Here is a 21,067-nt window from a genome sequence, read left to right as displayed (position 1 = left end):
TGCACACCATGTACAGACAGCTCTCCCGATGGGCTGAGACCGGACTCATCCACAAGATCGGCCCCGGCCTCTACGCCGCCACAACATGGACGTCAACTCCCCTTGCGTGACCTGCGAAAACGCTAACTACCCGGCCTTGGGGGAGGTCCCATGTGCCAGCCGTTCCCGTCCCGGCTGATTGTGGCGTTACGGATCAAACCCCCTAGGGAACGGGAGAGCCGGAAGCTGACCCAGCCGAGCTTCGGCAGCCGCACCTGCGCCCAGTGGCGGCTGGTCTTGCGTACCTCCACCGCCTGACCCGGCAGCGGCACCGACAGCTTCCGCCCGCGTCTTTTGAACACCGGAAAGCCAGCCGGATGCTCGGGGTTGAAGAAGTTGTCGTACGCCCGGTCCAGATGGCGCAGGATCTGCTGACCCGCCTGCGCGGGAAGCTCCGCCAGCCACGCAAGATCCGCCTCACCTCGTGCCGCGGTCAGGTACCGGCACTGCTCGACGGCCCGCAAGGTACGGCCACGCTGGTCGTACACATACGTGCGCTGCTCGAGCGCGATGTTCCACAGGGCACGTGCGGTATGGCCCCACCCGGTGAGGACCAGCTCCTACTTCCGGGTGGGGTACAGCCGGTACCGGCGCCCCATGTCGGCTTTCACACCCCGCAACCTAGCCCGGTTCATGACAGGACCAGCCAGGATTCGCACAAATGATCGCTATTCATTTGTTCTGTACTCTCATAGGGGCTTTGTGACTAAATGCTGGCAGTACGTGCTCACGAATACTCTTCTCACCTGCCGCGGCAGTGCTGCCCCTCGCCACGTCTTCGTGAGCCGCGGCTGGAGCGAGGACGAATGGACCGCCGGCCGCGACCGGCTCGTCGCCCGCGGACTGCTGGACGCCGACGGCACGGCCACCGACGCGGGCCGCGCCCTGCGCGCCGAGGTCGAGCGCCGCACCGGCGAACTGGCCGCCGCCCCCTGGCAGTCCCTCGGCGCCGAGGACACCGGCCGGCTCGCCGCACTCCTCGGCCCCCTCTGGCTGGAGGTCCTCGGCTCAGGACTGCTGCCCAGCGCGACCACTTTGGGCATCGGGAAGGTGTGACGTCCCCCAGGCCCTACGATCCTTGCGTGCCCGACTCGATACGTACGCCGCGCGCCATCCTGACGGCCGTCGCCCTGGCCTCCGTCCTCCTCACAGGCTGCACACCGGACGACGCCGGCGGCTCCCCGGATTCCGGCAACGCCCCGGGCGCGTCCGCCGGTCGCGCGGTCAGCCCGCTCGGCAACCCGGACGGTACGAAGCCCGGTCTCGCGCCGGTCACGTCCGAGGCGGACAGGGCAGCGGCCAGGAAGCTGATCGAGACAGTGGTGACGAAGGGCCGCGGTCCGAAGACGGGGTACTCGCGACGGGAGTTCGGGTACGCGTGGATGGACACGGCCGACGGCGTCCCCCTCGCACGCAACGGCTGCGACACCCGGAACGATCTGCTGGCCCGCGACGGCCGCGGCCTGCGGTACCGCTCCGGCTCCGACTGCGTCGTCGTCGAGTTGACCCTGGACGATCCGTACACGGGCCGGACCATCGAGTGGCGGAAGCAGAAGGCCGCCGCCGTACAGATCGACCATGTGGTGCCGCTGTCGTACGCCTGGCAGATGGGCGCCGCCCGCTGGGCCGACGCCACGAGGGAGCGGATCGCCAACGACCCGCTCAACCTGCTGCCGGTGGACGGGCCGTCCAACAGCGCCAAGAGCGACTCGGGTCCCGCGTCCTGGCTGCCGCCGGACAAGCGGATCCGGTGCTCCTACGCGGTCCGCTTCGCGCAGGTGGCGGTGAAGTACGAGGTGCCGGTGACCGACGCGGACAAGCGGATGATGCTGCGGCAGTGCGGCGGCTGAGGCGGTGCGGCGGCTGAGGCCGCCCGGCACCGGGCGTCGCCCGGAAATGCGTTGTGCCGGTGGCGACGACCCCCGGCAGAATCGCCGTCATGTCACGCACCGTCGAACGTCTGCTCGCCGCCCTCGAGCCGCTTCCGCACGCCCGCCGCCTGGAGCACCTCGCCCGCAGCGCCCAGGCCCTCGCCCTCAGCGGCGAGTTGCCGTCCGTGCTGGTGGAGCTGGACGGCCTCGGGGCGTACGAGCGCCGGCTGGCGGCCCTGGCCGCACTGGTCGGGCGGCAGACGGACTTCCTGGCAGGGCGCCTGGGCGACCGGGACCACGTGGTGAGCGGGTACGCGCTGCGGGCCACCCGCACACTGCCGATTCCGGACGCGGCGATCGAGGCGGCGTACACCGACGCCTCCTCGGTGACGCGGTGCAGGCTCGCCCGTGCCGTGACGGCCGGCCGGCGCACCGCGCTCGCCGAGCGCCTGGTGGTGCGTCTGCGCGAGGAGTGGGGCGACGCTGAGGCGGCCAGGCTGCTGACGGCGTGTTCGGCGGAGTTCGTGGCGAGACTGCTGCCCGAGCTCGCGCACGCCGTCGAGTCCTGGACGCGGCTCGCCCGTCTTCACCCCGACCCGGTCCTCGACCATGCCGAACGGGACCTCGCCGGTCAGCCACGGCACCTGCGTGAGGCCTGGTGGCAGCAGCATGCGCAGGCGGTCGCGGCCGTCACCCCGGTCCGGCCGGAACGCGTGCTCACGCTGCTGGAGCGCCACGGCCCCGGCACGCTGCCGTGGCCGTTGCGGGACCGGCTGGGCGCCCTCGTCGCCGCCGATGCCGAGCGCACCGTCCGCTGGCTGATGTCCCCCGACCGGGAGGAGCAGCGTCACGAGCCGGTGCCCTCACCGTCCGTGCTGCGGCGGCTCGTCCGGGCCGATCCGCCGTCCCTGCCTGTGCTCGGCCGGCACTGGTTCCGGCGCACAGGCCACTTCGCCGCCCTGCTCAAGGCGATGCCGCCGAGCCGCCGGAACGCCTTCTTCGACGCGGCGACGGCCGGCATCGAGCTCGAGACCCATCTGCCCGACCTGGATCTGCTGCCGCGCGAACGCCGATGGGCCGAGGTCCGCCGGTGGGTATCGCGGAGCCGCACGGAGGAATGGTTCTGGGGCGACGTCCTGGACGTGCTCGCGCACGGCCCGGTCGCGGAGGCGCGGCCCGAGCTGCTCGCCGCGCTCCGGCGGCCCGACGCCGGCGACCGGGCGCTGGTCTGGCCGCTGCTGGTCGCCAATGCGGGACGCTCCGGCGGACGGGCCGCGGTGCAGGAACTGCTCGTCCTGATGCAGCGGCTGCGCAACGAGCAGGATCCGGTCCGTGCCGGGGCCCTCGAAGCCCTCGCGGACGTGCGCCCGGATCTGTTCACCGCCGAGAGCGCCGGCCTGCTCGACCGGATCGTGGTGGACGCCCTGGAGGCCCGCGACAGCTCGTACCGCACCAGGGACGCCGTGCGCCGCCTCGCCGTCGCGCTGCTGCGCGAGCACGCGGTGGAGGGTGAACCCGCGCTCCTGGAGTGGGCGTTGCGTGCGCTGGAGCGGATCGTGGTGCACACGGGCGTGGCCGATCTCGGGCCGCTCCACCGCACCCTGCGGCGCGGCCAGGAGCACCAGGTCTTCGAGGCCCTGCGCCCCTGGCTGGAGGCGGCCGGGCACAAGGCCGACCATCGTCTGCTCTTCGCACTCACCGCAGCGCTGGGCACGCGGGCCCACCGCATGCCCGCACTCCAGGAGATGCTGGAGGAGGCCCTGGTGTCCGGCGACGACGCCGCGTTCGCGACGGCGGCGCGGCTGTGGCTGGACGCCCCGTCGACCCGGGGCGAGCGGGTGGCCCGGATCCTCGCCCTCGAACCGTCGGCGGCCGTTCTGCCACCCGTCCAGCACGTCCTGACGGCCGGCCGTACCGATCTGCTGGACATCCTGCTCGGCGAGACCCCGCCGTACGGGCGCTTCCTGAAGCGCGGCACCCGCAGGCCGCTGCCCGCGTTCACGAACGCCGACCGGTGGCTTCCCCGCCAGCAGGCGGCAGCGGGCGGTCTGGCAGCCGCGGCGGCCGCGGACGAGTCCCGGCCCTTCTACGACCGGGCCGCCGCCATCAGGTCGGCCGCTCCGCTGCCGGTGCACGGGCGGGCGCTGGCGCTGCGGTACGCCGACTCGCCGGACGTGGTGCTCGCCGAAGCCGCGCTTGCCGCGCTGGCATGGACGGAGCGCCCGGAGGACGCCCTGCCCACGCTGCTCGCCCACGCCGGGGGCGACCGCGCCCGGGTCGCCGTGTACGCGGCGACCCGGGCTGCACGCTTCGCCACGCCGACCGAACTGGTCGGGCAGCTGGGCGAGTTGCTGATCACGACGCGGGGCGTGAAGGTGACGAGCCGCAAGGAGGCGGTCCGGCTCGCGGCCCGGCATCTGCCACCGCGCCGGGCCGCCGCGCTGCTGGCGGCCGCGTACCGCGCGCCGGGCGGGCACCCGGATGTGCAGGCCGCCGTCGTCGCCTTCTCCACCGAGCTGCTCTCCGAGGAGGAGGTGTGGGCGGTGCTCACCGAGGCCCCGCACGGGGACCCGCAGGTGCTTCAGGCGCTTGTACGGGCCGAACCCTGGGCCCTCCCGGCAGCACACCGGCCCAGGTACGCGCGGCTGGTGGGCGAGGTGTGCCGGGCCACGGACACGGAGGTGGCGGAGGCCGGGCTGCGGGCACTGCCCCGCTGGGCGGGGTACGCGCCCGAGTCGGCGGGCGCGCTGCCCCGTATCGTCACCGACCTCGGCAGGCGGGCCGGCTGGCGGGCCGCCGCCCAGGCGGTCGGCGAACTGGCCGCCTCGGGGCTGCCGCACCCCCTGGGCGGTGCGGCCCCCGGAAGCCTGTTCCACGAAACGCTGGCCGGACTGCTCGCGGCCGTAGGGGCGGGGGAGTACGAGGCGCTCGCGGACCGCGATCTTCCGGCCCGGCAGCGGGTGGCGGCGTTGCTGGGGGCGCTGCCCCCACGGCCCGGGGACGAGTCCCGGCCGGTTCTGGAGGCCGCCGCCGCGCAGCTGGCGGACGAGCCCTCCCTCGCCGCCGGCCGTATCGATCTGCTCCGCCGGCTCGTGGAGCTGGATGCCGAACTGCCGGATCTCACCGAGCGGTTGCGAGCGCTCGCGGAGGCTGCACGCGAGCGGCCCGTGCTGGCGGCCGCGACGGCGTCCCGGCTGCCGTGGAACGCGGGCGGGCGGGCACCGCGGGACCCGGCGACCCTGCTGGCCGCCGCCGAAGAGCTCGCGGCGGCGGGAGAGCCGGCCGCGGGGCTGCTCGCCGCCGGACTGGTGGAGACCCTCGGCTGCCGGCTCGGCTGGCCCGATCAGTGGCGGGCCGCACTGCGCTCGCTGCGGCGGCACCCGGCCGCCGACGTACGGGACATGGCGCTGGCGGTGACCGTCCAGCGCGAATGAGGAGAGAGAGGGTGCCGCTCGACCTGTTGCCGGTGGACGGACCGGGCAACAGTGCCAGGAGCGACTCGGAACCCGCCGCTCACGGCGGAAACCCTGGGGGGGGTGTCCGGTGATCAGGCCGCGGACCGCAGGTCCTGGCGCACGGTCATCGCGTTGAGGCGGATCGTGTACGGCGCGGTGTCCCCGACGTTCAGGGAGCGGACCTTGCTCCTCTCCAGCGCGAAGGTCACATCGATACAGAAGGCCATGGCGTAGAGGAAACCCTCGGTCTCCTCGTCCTGCAGGGCGAACAGCAGGTTGTAGAAGTAGCTCGTGCTGCCGTCCCCGCCGTCCTGGCGGAAGGCGAAGTGCGGTGCGTCATCCTGCTCGTCCAGGCCGGTGAAGGCGCGGGTGAGCGCGTGCTCGACCTTGTCCCAGAAGGCCGGATTGGTGAACGGCCGTGAGAGCGCCTGGCGTACGGACTCCTTGAGCGACAGGACCATGACGGAGACCGGTGTCGTCTCCTGGAGGCCGAACGCAGGGACGATCTTGACGAGGGAGGTGGCGGGGAGGGTGCTCGCCGCCTTGCGTACGTTCCCGAAGTCGAAGGCCCCTGCGGCAGGATCGATTGCCTGATGGAACGTTTCCTCGATCGCCAGCACCTGATCCGCGCAGGACGGTTCCACTTCGGCGATCCTCCTGAATCTGCTCTTCCCCGTGATGGGCTGGTCGGGCATGCGTGCTCCTCGATGTGTCGGCAGTGATCACTCAGGTCGGAGCCAGTATGGCCAGGACCGAAAAGCGTTTGGGGGACCGGGAGTCCGTCGCTAACCTGCCCCGATGGACACGGACCGCACCCCGGAACTGACGATCACCACCCTTGCCGAGCGCCCCGAACTGCGGGACCCCATGTGGCGGATGCTCGACACCTGGCCGGAGTTCATCCTGAACGACCCCGTGGGCTGGGCGAACATGGGCCGTATCGTCGCCGAGCTGCCCGAGTACGTCCTGGTCGCGACCGACCCCGAAGGCGCCGTCGTGGCCCGCGGATTCAGCGTGCCGCTCGCGCTGGACGCGGACGGGCGTCGGGAGCTGCCCGGCACCGGCTGGGACCAGGCGCTGCTGTGGGCCTTCTCCGACCTGCGGCACGGCCGGACCCCGGACACCGTGAGCGCGATCGAGATCACCGTGACGACGGGCATGCTGGGCCGAGGGATCTCGGCCGTGATGGTCGCCGCGATGCGGGACAACGCCCGTGCGCGTGGCTTCAAGGAGCTCGTCGCACCGGTCAGGCCGAGCGCCAAGCACCTCGAACCGGAGGTGGCGATGGCCGAGTACGCGTTCCGTACCCGCGCGGCGGACGGTCTCCCGCACGACCCGTGGCTGCGCGTACACGTCCGTGCCGGCGGAGTGATCGAGGCGGTCGCCCAGGCCTCCATGACGGTTTCCGGCTCCCTGGACCAGTGGCGGACCTGGACCGGCCTGCCCTTCGACACGGACGGGCCGGTGATCGTGCCCGGTGCCCTGATCCCGGTCCACTGTTTTCCCGATCACGGGTACGCCGTGTACGTCGAGCCGAATGTGTGGGTGCGACACCGGCTCTGATCCGCTTGATAACGAGTCGGCCCCCGAGGCTGACGGCGTCGGGCGCGGGAGGTACCGTACGGCGGCCTGTCCGTATCCGTACACACATCCGAGGTAATCGATCGTGAAGCCCGAAGTCGCCGCTGCCGGTGCGGCTCACCCCCTGAGAGGAGCCGTGCCCGGGGTGCCCGCCATGGCGGCGCCGGCGGCCGTGCCTCTGCCGAGCCTCGGGCTGCTCGGTGCGGTGCCTTCGCCGGCGCTCGCCTGGCGCCGGGGCACGCGTGCCGACTGGCTGAGCCCTGCCCCGGCCGACTCCGCGCCGGCACCGGAGGGTGGGACCCGATGAAGACCCGACGTACCTGGCGCCGTAACGCCAACCCGTCCGCCGCCGGGAAGGGGGCGGGGCCCGGACGGCTGCTGGCGGCCGTCGCCGGATCGCTGCGCGGCCGCACCGGCTGGGCCGTCGGAAGCGCCGCAGTGGTGGTCCTCGGCCTGCTGGGTGTCTGGCTGTTCGTCGGCGGGCAGACCCCTGGGCCACCCGATCCCCGTGCCCGCCAGTACAAGGACTTCGACGCCTGTCTGCTGACGGGGGAGAAGGGCATCGCGGCCGGAACCCCCGCCGCTCCGGTGTGGAAGGGGATGCAGGACGCCTCCCTGGAGACCCGGGCCCGGGTCAACTACGTACCGGTCATGGGCGAACAGTCGGCCCAGAACGCACGCCCGTTCCTCAACAGCCTGATCCAGCGCCAGTGCGACGTCGTGCTGACTGTCGGTGCGCCTCAGGCGGAGGTCGCGCAGGCCGGTGCCGGAGAACATCCCAAGGTCCGGTTCGTCGTGGTCGAAGACGAATCGGGGACGGGGGCGAAGAGGGACGGGAAGGCGGAGAACGTCACCTTCGTGAAGTCCGGTGCCGGGCTCAGTGATTCGGTGGCGGAGGCCATCAGGGAGGCCGTCGAAGCGACGGATGCATGACCGTCGGATGTCGAGTACCGGCGTCAGGTAAAGATCTTCTAAAACGGTTGTTCCCAAGTGGAACTCTTGTCCGCATGTAAGGCAGGCTCACGAAGCTTTTGTAGGCTTCGTATAAGTAAAGGCTCGCCCATGCGCGTTCGCTGGGTCCGTAGCCCTCGCCTCTTCCCGCCGGGTCCTGCCGGCAGACGCAGAGCGAGGGCTACGGCTCTATCTGTCCTTGTTTCCTTCTCGTTCATGCTCACGACCGAGACGGCGGCCGCCACCGGCGCCACGCTGCCGGCGTTGAGCATGCCCGAGCTGTCTCTCTCCGGCCTCTGGGAGTGGGCCAACAAGTCCCCGCTGGACACACCCGACCAGCAAGGCGGCACCGCGCGGGGCAAGAGCCACCACGCCTCCGCCGATGCCACCAGCGCCGACGGCGGCGTCGGCCGCAAGCCCGGCAAGGGCAAGGGGGAACTCGACCCGTACGAGCGCCCCGTCGACGACGCGGGCAAGGCCACGACGGGCAAGGCCCGTGGCACGGCGAAGAGCTTCGACGCCAGGACCAGCAAGCGCGACGCCAAGAAGTCCACGGCGACTTCGGACTATTACGTCAACGCTGACGGTTCCACCACGATCCGTCACTACACCGGACGCACCAACTTCAAGGGTGACGACGGCACCTGGAAGCCGATCGACACCGAGCTCGTCGAGGACACTGACGGCCGGCTCCAGCAGCGCGCCAACTCACTCGACATCGAGTTCGCCCCCGAGGCCACCGACCAGCAGCTCGCCTCCGTCGACTTCGGCAAGGGACGCAGCCTCGCCTACGCGCTGCGCGGCGCAGCGAAGGCCGAGCCCTCCGTGGCGGCCGACGGCACCGTGACCTACGCCGGCGTGCTGCCCGACACGGACGTCGAGCTCGTCCCGCTCGCCCAGGGCTTCAAGGAGAATTTCGTCCTGCACTCCAGGGACGCGGCCAACTCCTGGACCTTCCCCCTGGACGTGAAGGGCCTCACCCCGCGCATCGCGGACGGCGGCGAGGTCGAGTTCACCGACGCCGACGGCAAGGTGACCGCCACCATCCCGCACGCGTACATGGAGGACTCCAAGGTCGACCGGCGCTCCGCCGACGCCACGCGGTCCCAGGCCGTCAGCTACGCGCTGACCACCGTGGACGGCAAGCCCGCGCTGAAGCTCACCGCCGACCGGGACTGGCTGGACGACCCCGAGCGGGTCTACCCGGTCACGGTCGACCCGACCGTCACCGCGAGCAACTCGACGTACACCCAGAACACGATCTCCGGCGACCACTCGGCCGAGAACCTGATCAAGATCGGTTCGTACGACTCGGGCACCAACAAGGCGAACTCCTTCCTGCAGTTCTCCTCGCTGGGCACCACGCTCGCCGGCCAGAAGGTCTCCGCGGCGACCCTCAACCTCTGGGCGATCTGGTCCGCGACCTGTGACCCCCAGTCGTTCACGGTCCACCCGGTCACCCAGTCCTGGACCCCCTCCGGCGTCACCGCCTACCCGGGTCCGACGTACGGAGCGTCCATCGGCTCGGCCACGCCCGCGCCCGGCGCGTCCTGCACCAACACCGACGGTGGTACCGACGTCGGCGTGAAGATGCCGGTCAGCCTCGGCACGAGCTGGTTCACCCAGGTCGCCACCGGCGGCGCCAACTACGGTCTGGCGGTCACCGCGCCGACCTCGGACGGGCTGCACTGGAAGAAGTTCCACTCGGACAACTCCACGACCGCCGGCTGGCGCCCCTCGCTGGACCTGACCTACACGGCCAACACCAAGCCGCAGGTCAACGCCCAGTACCCGCCGGAGAACTTCCAGGCCAACACCCTCCAGCCCGAGCTGCTCGTCTACGCGAGCGACGCCGACAAGTGGCCGCAGACGGCGCTGACGTACACCTACGAGGTCTACGACGCCGACTCCGGCAGCACCACGCCCGTCGTCACCTCCGGTGCCCTCACCAAGGGCAACTGGAAGATACCCGCGGGCAAGCTCAAGTGGAGCAAGAACTACCTGTGGTACGTGGGCGTCAGCGACGGCTACGAGGAAGTCACGTACTCCAGCCGCTTCGCCACCGCCGTGCCGCAGCCGCCGGTCACCTCGGGCCTGGCCATGAACACCGACGGCCACGAGTTCGACCCCAGTGACGGCAACTACACCACCGAGGACACCGACGCCGACGTGGAGGTGGTCGGCCCGTCCCTGGAGATCGACCGCTCGTACAACAGCCTCGACCCGCGCGTCGACAACGCCTTCGGAGCCGGCTGGTCCACGGTCGCCGACATGAAGGCGGCCGAGGTCAAGGACGGTGCGGGCGCGGTCATCAGCGTGGTGATCACCTACCCGGGCGGTGAGCAGGTCGCCTTCGGCCGCAACAGCGACGGCACCTTCGTGCCCCCGCTGGGCCGGTACGCCCGGCTGGCCGCGGTGACGTCTCCGGCAGTCGGCTACACGTTGACGGACAAGGACTTCACGGAGTACGCCTTCACCCAGGCCACCGCGAAGGCCGGCACATACGCGATCAAGTCCATCAAGGACTACGCCGGCCGCACGGAGACGTTCGCGTACGACGCGAACAAGCGGCTGACGAAGATCACCAACGACACGTCGAAGCGGTCCCTGACCCTCGCCTGGTCGACCCCGGCCGGCGCCACCGCCGCGCACGTCGAGACGGTCGCCACCGACCCGTCGACCGCGGGCGACTTCGGCACGGCCCAGACCTGGCAGTACACCTACGGCGGCGACCAGCTCACCAAGGTCTGCCCGCCCGCCGACTGGACCAAGTGCACCAGCTACACCTACGCCACCGGCAACCACTACCGGACCACCGTCCTGGACGCGGACCCGTTCGCGTACTGGCGGCTCGGTGAGGCGGCCGGCCAGACGGTCGCCAAGGACACGGTCGACACCAACCAGGGCAAGTACAATGGTCTGTACCGCAATGTGACCCTGGGTAGCTCGTCCGTCCTCGCCGGCTCCACCCAGAAGACGGCGACCTTCAACGGCACCACCTCGTACGTCGAGATGCCGAGCGCCCCCGGCGCCACGCCGTCGTACATGTCGGTGTCGCTGTGGTTCAAGACGACCACGGCCGGAGGCGTCCTCTTCTACTACGGCGACAAGCCGCTGAGTGACCCCAACCCGGTCGCCAACACGACGAAGAACACCCCCGCGGTGTACGTCGGCACGGACGGGAAGCTGCGCGGCTGCCTCGCGATGTCGCCCGGCTGCATGACCACGATCACGTCCACCGCCTCCGTCACCGACGGCCAGTGGCACAACGCGGTCCTGACGGGTGTGGCCAACAGCCAGACCCTGTACCTCGACGGCGTCTCCCAGGGGTCCCTCGCGGGCACCATCAACGACTGGGAGCAGCCCTACATCACGCTCGGCGCCGGTGTGAACACCGACGGCTGGCCGGCTATGAACCCGAACGACCAGCTCGGGCACTACACGGGCCAGATGGCCGAGGTCGCCGTCTACTCCGAGCCGCTCGACCCCTCGGTGATCACCGCGCAGTACCAGGCCGCCAAGCGGTCCGCGGGCCTGCTCAACAAGATCACCACACCGGGCCTGAAGACCCAGGCGTCGATCGTCTACGGCACCACCGACGACCTGGTCCTGCAGGCCACGGACGGCGACGGTGGCACCTGGAAGCTCAACCCGCCGACCGTCACCGGCTCCTCGCAGGTCTACCGCTCGGCCGTCATGGGCTCGGCCCCGGCCGGCTACTGGCGTCTCGACGACACCCTCGGCGCGCCGCAGGCGGCCAACGAGCTGCACACCGGCTTCGGTACGTACAACACCGTCACGCAGGGTGTGGCGGGTCCGTTCGGCACCGGCGACGTCACGGCCGCGCAGTTCAACGGCACGTCGTCGTACGCGGAGATCCCGTTCACCCCGTCGCACGGGTCGGGAGAGCGCGCCGTCGAGCTGTGGTTCAAGACCTCCTCGCCGGGCGTGATCCTCTCCGACCAGTCGCAGCCGCCGACCGGCCCGACCCCGACCGGCAGCTGGAACCCGTTGCTGTACGTCGGCGCAGACGGAAAGCTGCACGGTCACTGGTGGAGCGTCTCGGGCTCCGGTAGCACCGCCTTCGGATCCACGGCCGCCGTCAACGACAACCGCTGGCACCACGCCGTCCTGTCGGCCACCGGCACCACCCAGACCCTGTACGTCGACGGCGTCAAGCAGGCCGACTACAGCGGTGCCGCCAAGGACCAGTCCAACACCCGCACCTTCGTCGGCGCGGGCTTCGGCAAGTCCTGGTACAGCTCCCCCGGTGACGTGAGCTTCTTCAACGGCTCCATCGCCGAGGTCGCGACCTACGGCCACCCGCTGACCGGGGACGAGGTCGAGGCCCACTGGTCGGCGTACAAGGCGTCCTCCGGTGTCGCCCCGGTGCGCACGGTCACGCTGACCGACCCGACCGACAAGACGCTGACGTACGTGTACGACGCGGAGATGGGCAACCGTCTGCTGGCCGCGATCGACACCAACGGCAAGCGGACGACGTACGGCTACGACACGGCGGGCTTCCTGCACACCGTGACCGACGCCAACGGCAACCGCAGCATCACCGGTCACGACATCCGCGGCAACACGGTTTCCCAGACCGACTGCCAGGACACCGCGGCCAACAAGTGCGCCACCGAGTACTACACGTACTACCCGGACTCGACCACGGCGTTCCCGCCGATGGACCTGCGCAACGACCTGCTCCTCACCGAGCGGGACGCGCGTTCTACGGGCCCGACGGACAACACGTACCTGACCAGCTACAGCTACGACACCGGAGGCAACCTCCTCTCGGTGACCACCCCGCCGGTGGCCGGTCATCCGAACGGCCGCACCGCCACCACCACGTACACCACCACCGCCACCCCGGCGTCGGGAGGCGGCACCACGCCGGCCGGTCTGGTGGACACGGTGACGACGCCGGGCGGCAAGAAGACGAAGTACGTGTACTTCGCCAACGGTGACCTCGCCGAGATCACCGACGCCAACGGCGCCAAGGTGAACCACACGTACGACAACCTCGGCCGGAAGATCACCGAGACCGAGATATCGGACGCCCAGCCCAGCGGGCTGACCACCACCTTCACCTACGACAAGAACGACCAGGTCGCCACCGAGACCAGCCCCGCGGTCACCAACCGCGTGACAGGCGCGGTGCACCAGGCGAAGACGACCACCGTCTTCGACGCGGACGGCAACGTCACCTCGCAGACCGTCGCCGACCTGACCGGCGGTGACGCCTCGCGCGTGACGTCGATGACGTACGACGCGTACAACCGCGTTACGACGCGCACGGACCCGGGCGGCGACACCACGTCGTTCGAGTACGACGTCTACGGCAACAAGGTGAAGGAGACCGACCCGGCAGGGACGGTCAACACCTACACCTTCGACGCCGAGGGCCGGGCGCTCACGACGAACATGCTCAACTACACCGGCGACCCGCACAACCCGTCCGCGCCGACGACTCTGGTCCAGGAGTCGCGGGCGTACGACCCGGCGGGCCGGCTCGCGTCGATCACCGACGCGATGGGCTGGGTGACGGCGTACACGTACACCGACGACGGTCTGAACGCCTCCGTCGTGCGCAAGGATCCGGCGAACGGCAAGCAGTTCACCGAGCAGTCCAACGAGTACGACATGGCCGGAAACCTGATCAAGCAGGTGACCAACGACGGCCAGACCGTGAGCACCTTCGCGGTGGACGCGGCCGACCGCACCACGTCGTCGGTGCTCGACCCGACCGGGGTCAACCGTTCCACGAAGATCTCCTACGACCCGGACGACAATGTCGTCTCGGAGACGGAGACCGACCCGGCGACCGGTGACGTCAGCACCTCGGACAACACGTACGACCACCTCGGCAACGTCACGGGCACCACGGTGCACGACGGCACCACCGCTCCGGTGGCCCGCTACAAGCTCGACGAGACCACCGGCTGGTCGGTGGCCGACTCGTCCGGCGCGAACAACACCGGTACGCACGGCACCGGTATGCACTGGAACACCGACCACGGCGGCAGCGCGGTCTTCGACGGCGACGCCAACTCGTGGGCGCAGACGACCGGCCCGGTCGTCAACACCAGTGGCAGCTTCACCGTCTCGGCGTGGGTCAAGCTGACCGACACCACGGCCAACCGCACCTTCCTCGCGCAGGACGGTGAGGTCGCGAGCGGCTTCCAGCTGTACTACTCGACGGCGTACGGCTGGACGTTCAACCGCCACGCCTCGGACGTCAACAACCCGACGATCGTCCGGGCGAACTCCGGTACGGGCGCGGTCACTGCGGGCACGTGGACGCATCTGACCGGTGTCTACGACAAGGACGCCGGACAGGTGAAGCTGTACGTCAACGGCGCCGCGTCCGGCACGCCGGCCGCGTTCACCAGCCCGTGGGAGGCGACCGGACCGCTCCAGATCGGCCGCAGGCTCGCCAATGGCACCTACGCCGAGAACCACAAGGGCGGCATCGACGACGTCCAGGTCTACGGCGAGGCGCTCACGGCGTCGCAGGTCTCGTCGCTGTACGGCGGCACCCTGCCGGCGGCGGGCAGCTCGGTCCGGTCCACCACGTGGAAGCTGGACCAGCGCGGTCTGCCGGTGTCGATGACCGACGCCAACGGCAGCACGACGGACTACGGCTACGACGAGGCTGCCCAGCAGACCATCGTCACCGAGCCCACCGTCAACGCGGAGCAGAACGGCGGGACCCCGGTCTCCGTCCGTCCTGTCTCGATGACCGGCTACAACACGTTCGGTGAGGCCACCGAGGTGTCCGACCCGCTCGGCAACGTCTCGGTCACGGCCTACGACGCCGAGGGCCAGGAGTCCTCGTCGACGATGCCGAACTACACCCCGCCGGGCGGCACCCCGATCACGGCCACGGCCTGGAACGAGTACAACAAGCTCGGCCAGGTCACGGCGGAGGTCGACCCGCTGGGCAACCGCACCACCTACACGTACACGCAGCTCGGCGATCTGGCCTCGGTCACGGATCCGGGTGGCGGTACGACGCAGTACACCTACGACACCAACGGCGACCAGCTGTCGGCGACGCGGCCCAACGGGGCGCGTCAGGAGAGCACCTGGGACTACCTGGGCAACGAGCTCACCAGCACGGACATCGTGCGGCAGCCGACGCAGCGGGCGTTCACGGCGATCAACGAGTACAACGCTCCGGGCGGCGAGCTGTCCCGGACCGTGAGCCCGACGGGTGTCGCGGAGTCGTACAAGTACAACGCGATCGGCGAGACCACCGAGGTCACGGACACTGCCGGCCAGAAGTCGACGTTCACGTACGACATGGACGGCCAGGTCCTCACCTCGAAGGACCCGGACAACACCAGCACCAGGAACACGTACGACGGTTTCGGCCAGCTGGTCTCCACCAGCGACCTGGACGCGACCGGCGCGACGCTGCGCACCATGAGCTCCACGTACGACCGTGCGGGCAACCCGGTGACGGTGACCGACTACCGCGGTCACACGACGACGCTGACGACCGACGCCTCGGGTCTGATCACCAAGGCGGTGCAGCCGGTCTCGGCGACCGAGTCGATCACCACGACCTTCGGCTACGACGCGGCGGGCAACCGTACGCGCTTCACCGACGGTCGCGGTAATCCGTTCATCACCACCTACAACAGCTGGGGGCTGCCCGAGTCCCTGATCGAGCCGTCCACCCCGGCCCACCCGGACCTGGCGGACCGCACGTTCACCACGGTGTACGACGGCAACGGGCGGCCCAAGGAGGCGCGCTCCCCGGGCGGCGTGGTCATCAGCAACGAGTACGACGTCAAGGGCCGTCTGATCCGTCAGGTCGGCTCGGGTGCGGAGGTCGCCACGACCGACCACACCTACGACTACGACGCCGACGACCGGATCACGGCCGTGGCCGGTGTGGGTGAGGACAAGGACACCTTCACCTACGACGACCGCGGAATGCTCCTGACCACGTCCGGCCCGTCGGGCTCCTCATCCTTCGCCTACGACGGCGACGGTGCGATGACCTCGCGGACGGACGCGTCCGGCACGTCGACCTACGGGTACGACACCGCCGGCCGGCTGAAGACGGTCGACGACGGGGTCACCGGCTCCTCGATGACCTACAACTACGACGTCAACAGCAAGGTCACGTCGATCGACTACGGCGCCGGGAAGTCCAAGCGGGCGTTCCAGTACGACGCCCTGGAGCAGCTGACCGAGGACAAGCTCACCTCGCCCACCGGCGCGGTGCTGTCCAAGATCAACTACACCTGGGACGAGAACGGCAACGAGAAGTCGAAGACGACGAGCGGTGTCGTGGGCGCGTCCACGAACACGTACACGTACGACTGGGCGAACCGTCTGACGTCCTGGAACAACGGGACCGCAACGGAGGTCTACGGCTACGACGCGTCCGGCAACCGGACCCGCGTGGGCGGCGACACGTACACGTACGACGCCCGCAACCGGCTCACGTCAGACGGGCACAGCACGTACCTGTACACCGCGCGCGGCACGATGAGTGCGGTCACCGACGAGGGCGGCTCCCAGACCGCCGTCAAGGCCGACGCCTTCAACCGGGTCATCAGCGAGGGCGATCGGACGTACACGTACGACGGTATGGACCGTGTCCTGAACGCCAAGGACGAGACCGGCAGTGAGCTGTTCTCGTTCAGGTACAGCGGCGCCGGCAACGACGTGGCCTCGGACGGTGTCTCGTCCTACAGCCGCGACGCGGACGGCTCGCTGCTGGGTGTGAAGACGGGCGCGACGGCGGTGCTGGCCCTCACGGACTTGCACTCGGACGTGATCGGCCAGTTCACCGACTCCGGTGAGGCGCTGACCGGCTCGACGACGTACTCGCCGTTCGGCAAGGTCCTCCAGACGGCCGGCATGCTCGGCAATCTGGGATACCAGTCGGGCTGGACCGACCCTGAGACGGCCAAGGTCAACATGGCCGCGCGCTGGTACTCACCGCAGACCGGCCAGTTCAACAGCCGCGACACGGTGAGCAACGACCCGCTGCCGGAGTCGGTGAACGCGAACCAGTACGCGTACGCCAACCAGAACCCGATGACGGGTGTGGACCCGACCGGTCACTGGTTCGACTTCATCAAGAAGGCCGTCAAGAAGGTCACCAAGAAGGTCAAGAAGGTCGCGAAGTCGGCCTGGAAGAAGACCAAGCATGCCGTCAAGCGGGCTGCCAAGGCCGTCCGCAAGGCCGCGAAGAGGGTCAAGCGCGCGGTCAAGAAGGTGGCCCGCAGGGCCTACCGGGCGGTGCGCAAGACCGTGCGGTACGTGCGCGACAGCGTCCGCAAGGTCAAGAGATACGTCAAACGCACCTATAAGCGGGTCAAGCGCTACGTCCACAAGGTCGTCAAGCACGTCAAGAAGGCCGTGCGGAAGGTCGCCAAGGCGGTCAAACACGTAGCCAAGAAGGTGGTCAAGGCAGCCAAAAAGGTCGGCAGAGCCGTCAAGAAGGCGGCCAAAGCCACAGCCAACTTCGTCAAGCAACACGCCTCGACCATCGTGTCGGTGGCCGTGGGTGTCGCGGTCTTCGCAGGCTGTACGGCCCTCACTGCCGGTGCGGGCGCGATCGGCTGCGCGGCTCTCGCGGGCGCCGTGGCCAACGGCGTCGGCTACATGATGAGCGACGGTCCCAAGTCCGTCGGCGGCTTCCTCGGCGCGGTCGCCATCGGCGCCGCCACGGGCGCCCTCGGCGGCGCAGCCGGCGGCGCGGCCTCCGGCGCGGTGGGCCGTCTCCTCGCTGGCGTCGGCGGCAAGGCAGCCCAGGGCGCGGCCATGGGCGCCGCGGGCGGCGCCGCGGAAGGCGCGGTCGGCTACGGCATCTCCTGCGCGGCCAGCGAGGAGGGCTGCAGCGTCAGCGGCGCGGCCAAGGCCACGGCGGTGGGCGCGGCGACGGGTGGTGTCTTCGGTGCGGCGGCCGGCAAGTTCGGTCCCAAGTCGAAGCAGCAGCCGGAGGCGGATTCTGGGCCTGGGCCGTCGAAGCCCTCGCGCAACGGCTCCGGCTGCCCGACCCGGCACAGTTTCACCGGTCTGACCGGTGTGCTGATGGCGAACGGCACCACCAAGCCGATTGCTGAGGTCAAGGTCGGGGACTACGTCCTGACGGCCGAGCCCGGCAAGAAGAAGAAGGAGAAGCACCGCGTCAAGGCGGTGATCGTCACCAAGACCGACCGCGACTACGTCGACGTCGTCGTCGCCACGAAGGCCGGTCCGAAGACGATCCAGACCACCAAGCACCACCAGTTCTACGAGGCCACTCGTAACTCCTGGACCCAGGCCGGCGACCTCAAGGCAGGCCAGAAGCTCCAGAACGGTTCAGGCGGACTGACCTCGATCGTTGAGGCCAAGTCGTACACGGCGCAGCGCGTCACGTACGACCTGAGCATCCAGGATCTGCACACGTACCATGTGCTGGCGGGCATTACTCCGGTCCTCGTTCATAACGTGGACGAAGGCGATCTCTGTAAATTGACTCTCGGGCCCAACTTGAGGGGGCAGAAGGCAGAGGGAGTTACCGCCGAGCGCGGAGACACCGTTCTCGCACACGAGCAGAGGATGATCAACGAATTCGGGGATCGAAACGGCTGTGCTGCCTGCGGTGCCGCAAAATCTGGTTACAAGGATGAGCACTGGACTGGTGATCACAACCCGCCGAATAAGCTCGCCCCCAATGGTCCGTGGACTCTGTATCCGCACTGCAAGGCATGTTCCAAACAGCAGGGTGGAATCGTGCGAACGCTACTCAAGGAGTACTATGACTTCCCGGTGTGGAAGCCGAGAGAGTAGGTGGATTCAATGATGCTCTTCGCCTCGTGTACGACGAGATTCTCGCACGGTCTCGTTGTTGCTGCCGCGCCCGGGAGCGTCGACACGCATGCAGGCTGGGACTCGGCGGCTGATGTAGTTCACGGTGGTCCGGACTCCTTGTTTATTTCGGTCCAGCAAGCTGCCAGTGGTCCAGCGTCAGTTCAATGTGTGCAGGGGCCTTACCAGCCGAGCGGAAAAGTCCTTGTGTATTCAGGGAATCTGACTCTTCCCAAGGCGTCTCTTGAAATTTCGGATCCGAATGAATCAGTGAGGTTGCTGATTCCCGTTCCGAACGTAGAGAATCGGGTCGATGTCTACGGAGACGGCACCGATGAGCCTGATGAGGTAGTGATCGTTCTGACGGGCGATGAGTCGTGGTAATCCACAAGCTCTGTCGGAGGCGGGTCGGTACATAGGCTGGCCGTACCGATTGCTCCTTGGGGGCGCGGTCCCCGGACCGTAGATTGCCCTCGTGGTCGCACATGAGCGCCTCCCGCCGACGCGAAAATCGTCGGCGGGAGGCGCTTTCGTTGTGGTCGCCGCAACCTCCTTCTGGCCCGCTGGACCTCTGACTTCATCGGGCCCTCGTTTGCCCGTCCCCGGGAACCGGCAGGTCATGCGGGTGGGCCTGGCACTCTGTCCTGGGGCATGGAATGGCCGCAGCTGGCTGGCGCGTCGCTGCCTTCACGATGTGTGGGGTACTGCCCGGCCCCACAGCTCTTCCGCGTGCTCCGCGAACCTGTCGAACATGCCGCCCTCGCTCAGACGCCGCAGATGCAGCAACGGGGAGTCGTGACCGACGAGCCTTGCCAGGTGCGGAGTGACGAGGGCGTCGTGGTCGAAGCGGAACACGGACAACGAGACGTGATTCACGGCATCGTCCGCGCTGCTCAGGCGGGTCTCCACGCCGTCCAGGGGGCCAAGGCGGTCCAGGTGCTCCAGCGTGATCCTGATTCGTGTGGAGACACTGAGCGCCACGTCCTCGATGGCCTCACGCTGCCGGGTCACCTCCCCATCAGGGTCGCCCAGCAGGAACCGCACGCGGCACCCCGACTCGGCCTTCCGGCGCAGGGTGTCCACGAACGCCGGCTGTTCCAGCCAGAAGAAGTAGTTCGTGTATCCGGCGAGGAAGATATCTTCGGTCGCGCCGCCGATCAGCTCCCCCACACCGTCGAGGGACAGGCGGACCGATACGGGTATGCGTGCACCAGTTCACGGTCGTGACCGGACTTCACGCGGTCCTGTACTGCCTTCGGCCAGATCATCTCTTCGTCCACCTTCAGCGCCCGGCAGGCGTCGACACGGTTTCTTGCATGGGGTACGAGCTCGGCGTCGGCCAGCCACCGCTCCACGGTCTTCGGCGTCACGCCGATGCGGGCCGCGAGCTTCCTCGGCGTGAGCTTCGCGCCAGCCATAGCTGATCGTAGGGCGACATTCAAGGCTTCCCCCGGCGACATTTGGGCCTTCTTGAACCGTAGTGGCCGACGGCTCAACTGTCCCTGCTTCGGCGAGAGATACGTCCACAAGGGGACGCCACCATCGCAACCATGAAGAACCCGAAGACGACGATGGGCCCTCCCGTTCATCTGGCGATCCCGCCCGAGCCGCCGTCGCCTGCCCAGGGCTGCGGAGTGTGCGCGGCCCTCGCCATGCAGAGACAAGAGGCCAGGGATCGCGGTGACTACTCGACCGCGACGGACGCGAGCGTGGACTCGGTTGTGGGGCGGTCCGGTCGTCGCGTCCTCCGGGTGCTGTTCACGGACTCTCCCGAGGCGCCCGATCTCTGTGCTGCCATGCGGGATGCCATTGACTCCGCCGACCTCATGAGCGAGTGGAACGGTGAAAGGCACGTCGCGATCGACGTAGCGGACGACTCTGTGATGTCGAGGGTGTTCAATACCGGAGAGGCGGCGGTTCGGAAGGGCCTGGCTTTCTGGGAATGGTCCGATGCCAGAAAGTTCCAAGCCTGATGTGAACCAGGCTGCGGAAACCGCTGGATCTCATCCCTGCCTCCACGGTCTCGGTGTCGCAGATGAAGCGTGACATTCTCCTCGCCGAGAACGGCGAGATCCTCGTCGGAGGAGACGCCGTAATGCAGCGTGTGGCGGGCGGCTTCCGAAGAAGCCGTGAAGGCCCTCGTGCCGAATGACTGGGACAAATCCTTCTTCTAGCCGCTGATCAGCACAGAGGGTCGTGACACCGCGCAAGCGCTGTCGCGACCCTTGCCCCTATCGGGCGCTGTTCGCGTGACCCTAGATGATCAATTCCAAGGGGTCAGTGATCGTACGTCGTGAGCGAGCGGAGGGTGGCTTGTCCGGTGTGGTCGTTGTGCCAGATCACGGCGGT

At 69.0% G+C, this 21,067-nt stretch carries 10 protein-coding genes and 1 pseudogene; 7 read left to right on the top strand and 4 right to left on the bottom strand.

The genetic code is table 11. From position 1 onward, the window contains the following. Positions 1-122: 122 nt before the first annotated feature. Positions 123-527 carry a hypothetical protein gene (locus tag ACFV9O_RS35400; RefSeq protein ID WP_385425707.1) on the bottom strand — a complete coding sequence of 135 codons (405 nt, stop codon included), beginning with the start codon at positions 525-527 and terminating at the stop codon, positions 123-125. Between the two features lie 271 nt (positions 528-798). On the opposite strand from ACFV9O_RS35400, the pseudogene ACFV9O_RS35395 reads away from it, so the two are divergent. The 3 genes and pseudogenes from ACFV9O_RS35395 to ACFV9O_RS35385 all read left to right on the top strand — a co-directional run. Continuing rightward, positions 799-1,095, top strand: a pseudogene (locus ACFV9O_RS35395) (hypothetical protein); the annotation flags it as partial. A gap of 26 nt (positions 1,096-1,121) precedes the next feature. Further along, positions 1,122-1,889, top strand: coding sequence for an HNH endonuclease family protein (locus ACFV9O_RS35390; protein ID WP_385425704.1), 768 nt, complete (start codon positions 1,122-1,124; stop codon positions 1,887-1,889). Positions 1,890-1,978: 89 nt separating this feature from the next. Beyond that, complete coding sequence (locus ACFV9O_RS35385; RefSeq protein ID WP_385425701.1) at positions 1,979-5,344, top strand: hypothetical protein; 3,366 nt, start codon at positions 1,979-1,981, stop codon at positions 5,342-5,344. Positions 5,345-5,457: 113 nt separating this feature from the next. On the opposite strand, the gene ACFV9O_RS35380 is transcribed toward ACFV9O_RS35385, so the two are convergent. Then, positions 5,458-6,060 (bottom strand): Type-2Aa cytolytic delta-endotoxin, encoded by a 603-nt coding sequence (locus ACFV9O_RS35380; protein WP_385425699.1) that lies wholly within the window; start codon positions 6,058-6,060, stop codon positions 5,458-5,460. A gap of 103 nt (positions 6,061-6,163) precedes the next feature. Here ACFV9O_RS35380 and ACFV9O_RS35375 point away from each other — a divergent pair, with 103 nt between their 5' ends. The 3 genes from ACFV9O_RS35375 (at position 6,164) to ACFV9O_RS35365 (ending at position 18,700) form a co-directional block, all read left to right on the top strand. Then, positions 6,164-6,928, top strand: coding sequence for an N-acetyltransferase (locus tag ACFV9O_RS35375; protein WP_385425696.1), 765 nt, complete (start codon positions 6,164-6,166; stop codon positions 6,926-6,928). A 321-nt stretch (positions 6,929-7,249) separates the two neighbouring features. Continuing rightward, positions 7,250-7,879 carry a BMP family ABC transporter substrate-binding protein gene (locus ACFV9O_RS35370; protein ID WP_385425693.1) on the top strand — a complete coding sequence of 210 codons (630 nt, stop codon included), beginning with the start codon at positions 7,250-7,252 and terminating at the stop codon, positions 7,877-7,879. A 234-nt stretch (positions 7,880-8,113) separates the two neighbouring features. Beyond that, positions 8,114-18,700: a LamG-like jellyroll fold domain-containing protein gene (locus ACFV9O_RS35365; protein WP_385425690.1), complete on the top strand. Its 10,587-nt coding sequence runs from the start codon at positions 8,114-8,116 to the stop codon at positions 18,698-18,700. 705 nt (positions 18,701-19,405) lie between these two features. Here the strand turns inward: ACFV9O_RS35365 and ACFV9O_RS35360 are convergent. Continuing rightward, positions 19,406-19,888, bottom strand: coding sequence for an XRE family transcriptional regulator (locus ACFV9O_RS35360; protein WP_385425687.1), 483 nt, complete (start codon positions 19,886-19,888; stop codon positions 19,406-19,408). Further along, positions 19,876-20,136 (bottom strand): helix-turn-helix domain-containing protein, encoded by a 261-nt coding sequence (locus ACFV9O_RS35355; protein WP_385425684.1) that lies wholly within the window; start codon positions 20,134-20,136, stop codon positions 19,876-19,878. The genes ACFV9O_RS35360 and ACFV9O_RS35355 overlap by 13 nt, the downstream gene beginning before the upstream one ends. 132 nt (positions 20,137-20,268) lie before the next feature. Here ACFV9O_RS35355 and ACFV9O_RS35350 point away from each other — a divergent pair, with 132 nt between their 5' ends. Beyond that, on the top strand, positions 20,269-20,691 hold the full coding sequence (locus ACFV9O_RS35350; protein ID WP_385425681.1) for a hypothetical protein: 423 nt from the start codon (positions 20,269-20,271) through the stop codon (positions 20,689-20,691). Positions 20,692-21,067: the final 376 nt, after the last annotated feature.

Origin of the sequence: Streptomyces sp. NPDC059909, assembly GCF_042730885.1 — a bacterium.
Lineage (GTDB): Bacteria > Actinomycetota > Actinomycetes > Streptomycetales > Streptomycetaceae > Streptomyces.
This window is presented reverse-complemented; position numbering and strand designations above follow the sequence as displayed.

Excerpts from the sequence above, each read along its gene's own strand:
- ACFV9O_RS35385 (WP_385425701.1), top strand. The coding sequence starts at position 1,979 with ATGTCACGCACCGTCGAACGTCTGCTCGCCGCCCTCGAGCCGCTTCCG.
- ACFV9O_RS35380 (WP_385425699.1), bottom strand. The coding sequence starts at position 6,060 with ATGCCCGACCAGCCCATCACGGGGAAGAGCAGATTCAGGAGGATCGCC.
- ACFV9O_RS35375 (WP_385425696.1), top strand. The coding sequence starts at position 6,164 with ATGGACACGGACCGCACCCCGGAACTGACGATCACCACCCTTGCCGAG.
- ACFV9O_RS35370 (WP_385425693.1), top strand. The coding sequence starts at position 7,250 with ATGAAGACCCGACGTACCTGGCGCCGTAACGCCAACCCGTCCGCCGCC.
- ACFV9O_RS35365 (WP_385425690.1), top strand. The coding sequence starts at position 8,114 with ATGCTCACGACCGAGACGGCGGCCGCCACCGGCGCCACGCTGCCGGCG.
- ACFV9O_RS35355 (WP_385425684.1), bottom strand. The coding sequence starts at position 20,136 with ATGGCTGGCGCGAAGCTCACGCCGAGGAAGCTCGCGGCCCGCATCGGC.
- ACFV9O_RS35350 (WP_385425681.1), top strand. The coding sequence starts at position 20,269 with ATGAAGAACCCGAAGACGACGATGGGCCCTCCCGTTCATCTGGCGATC.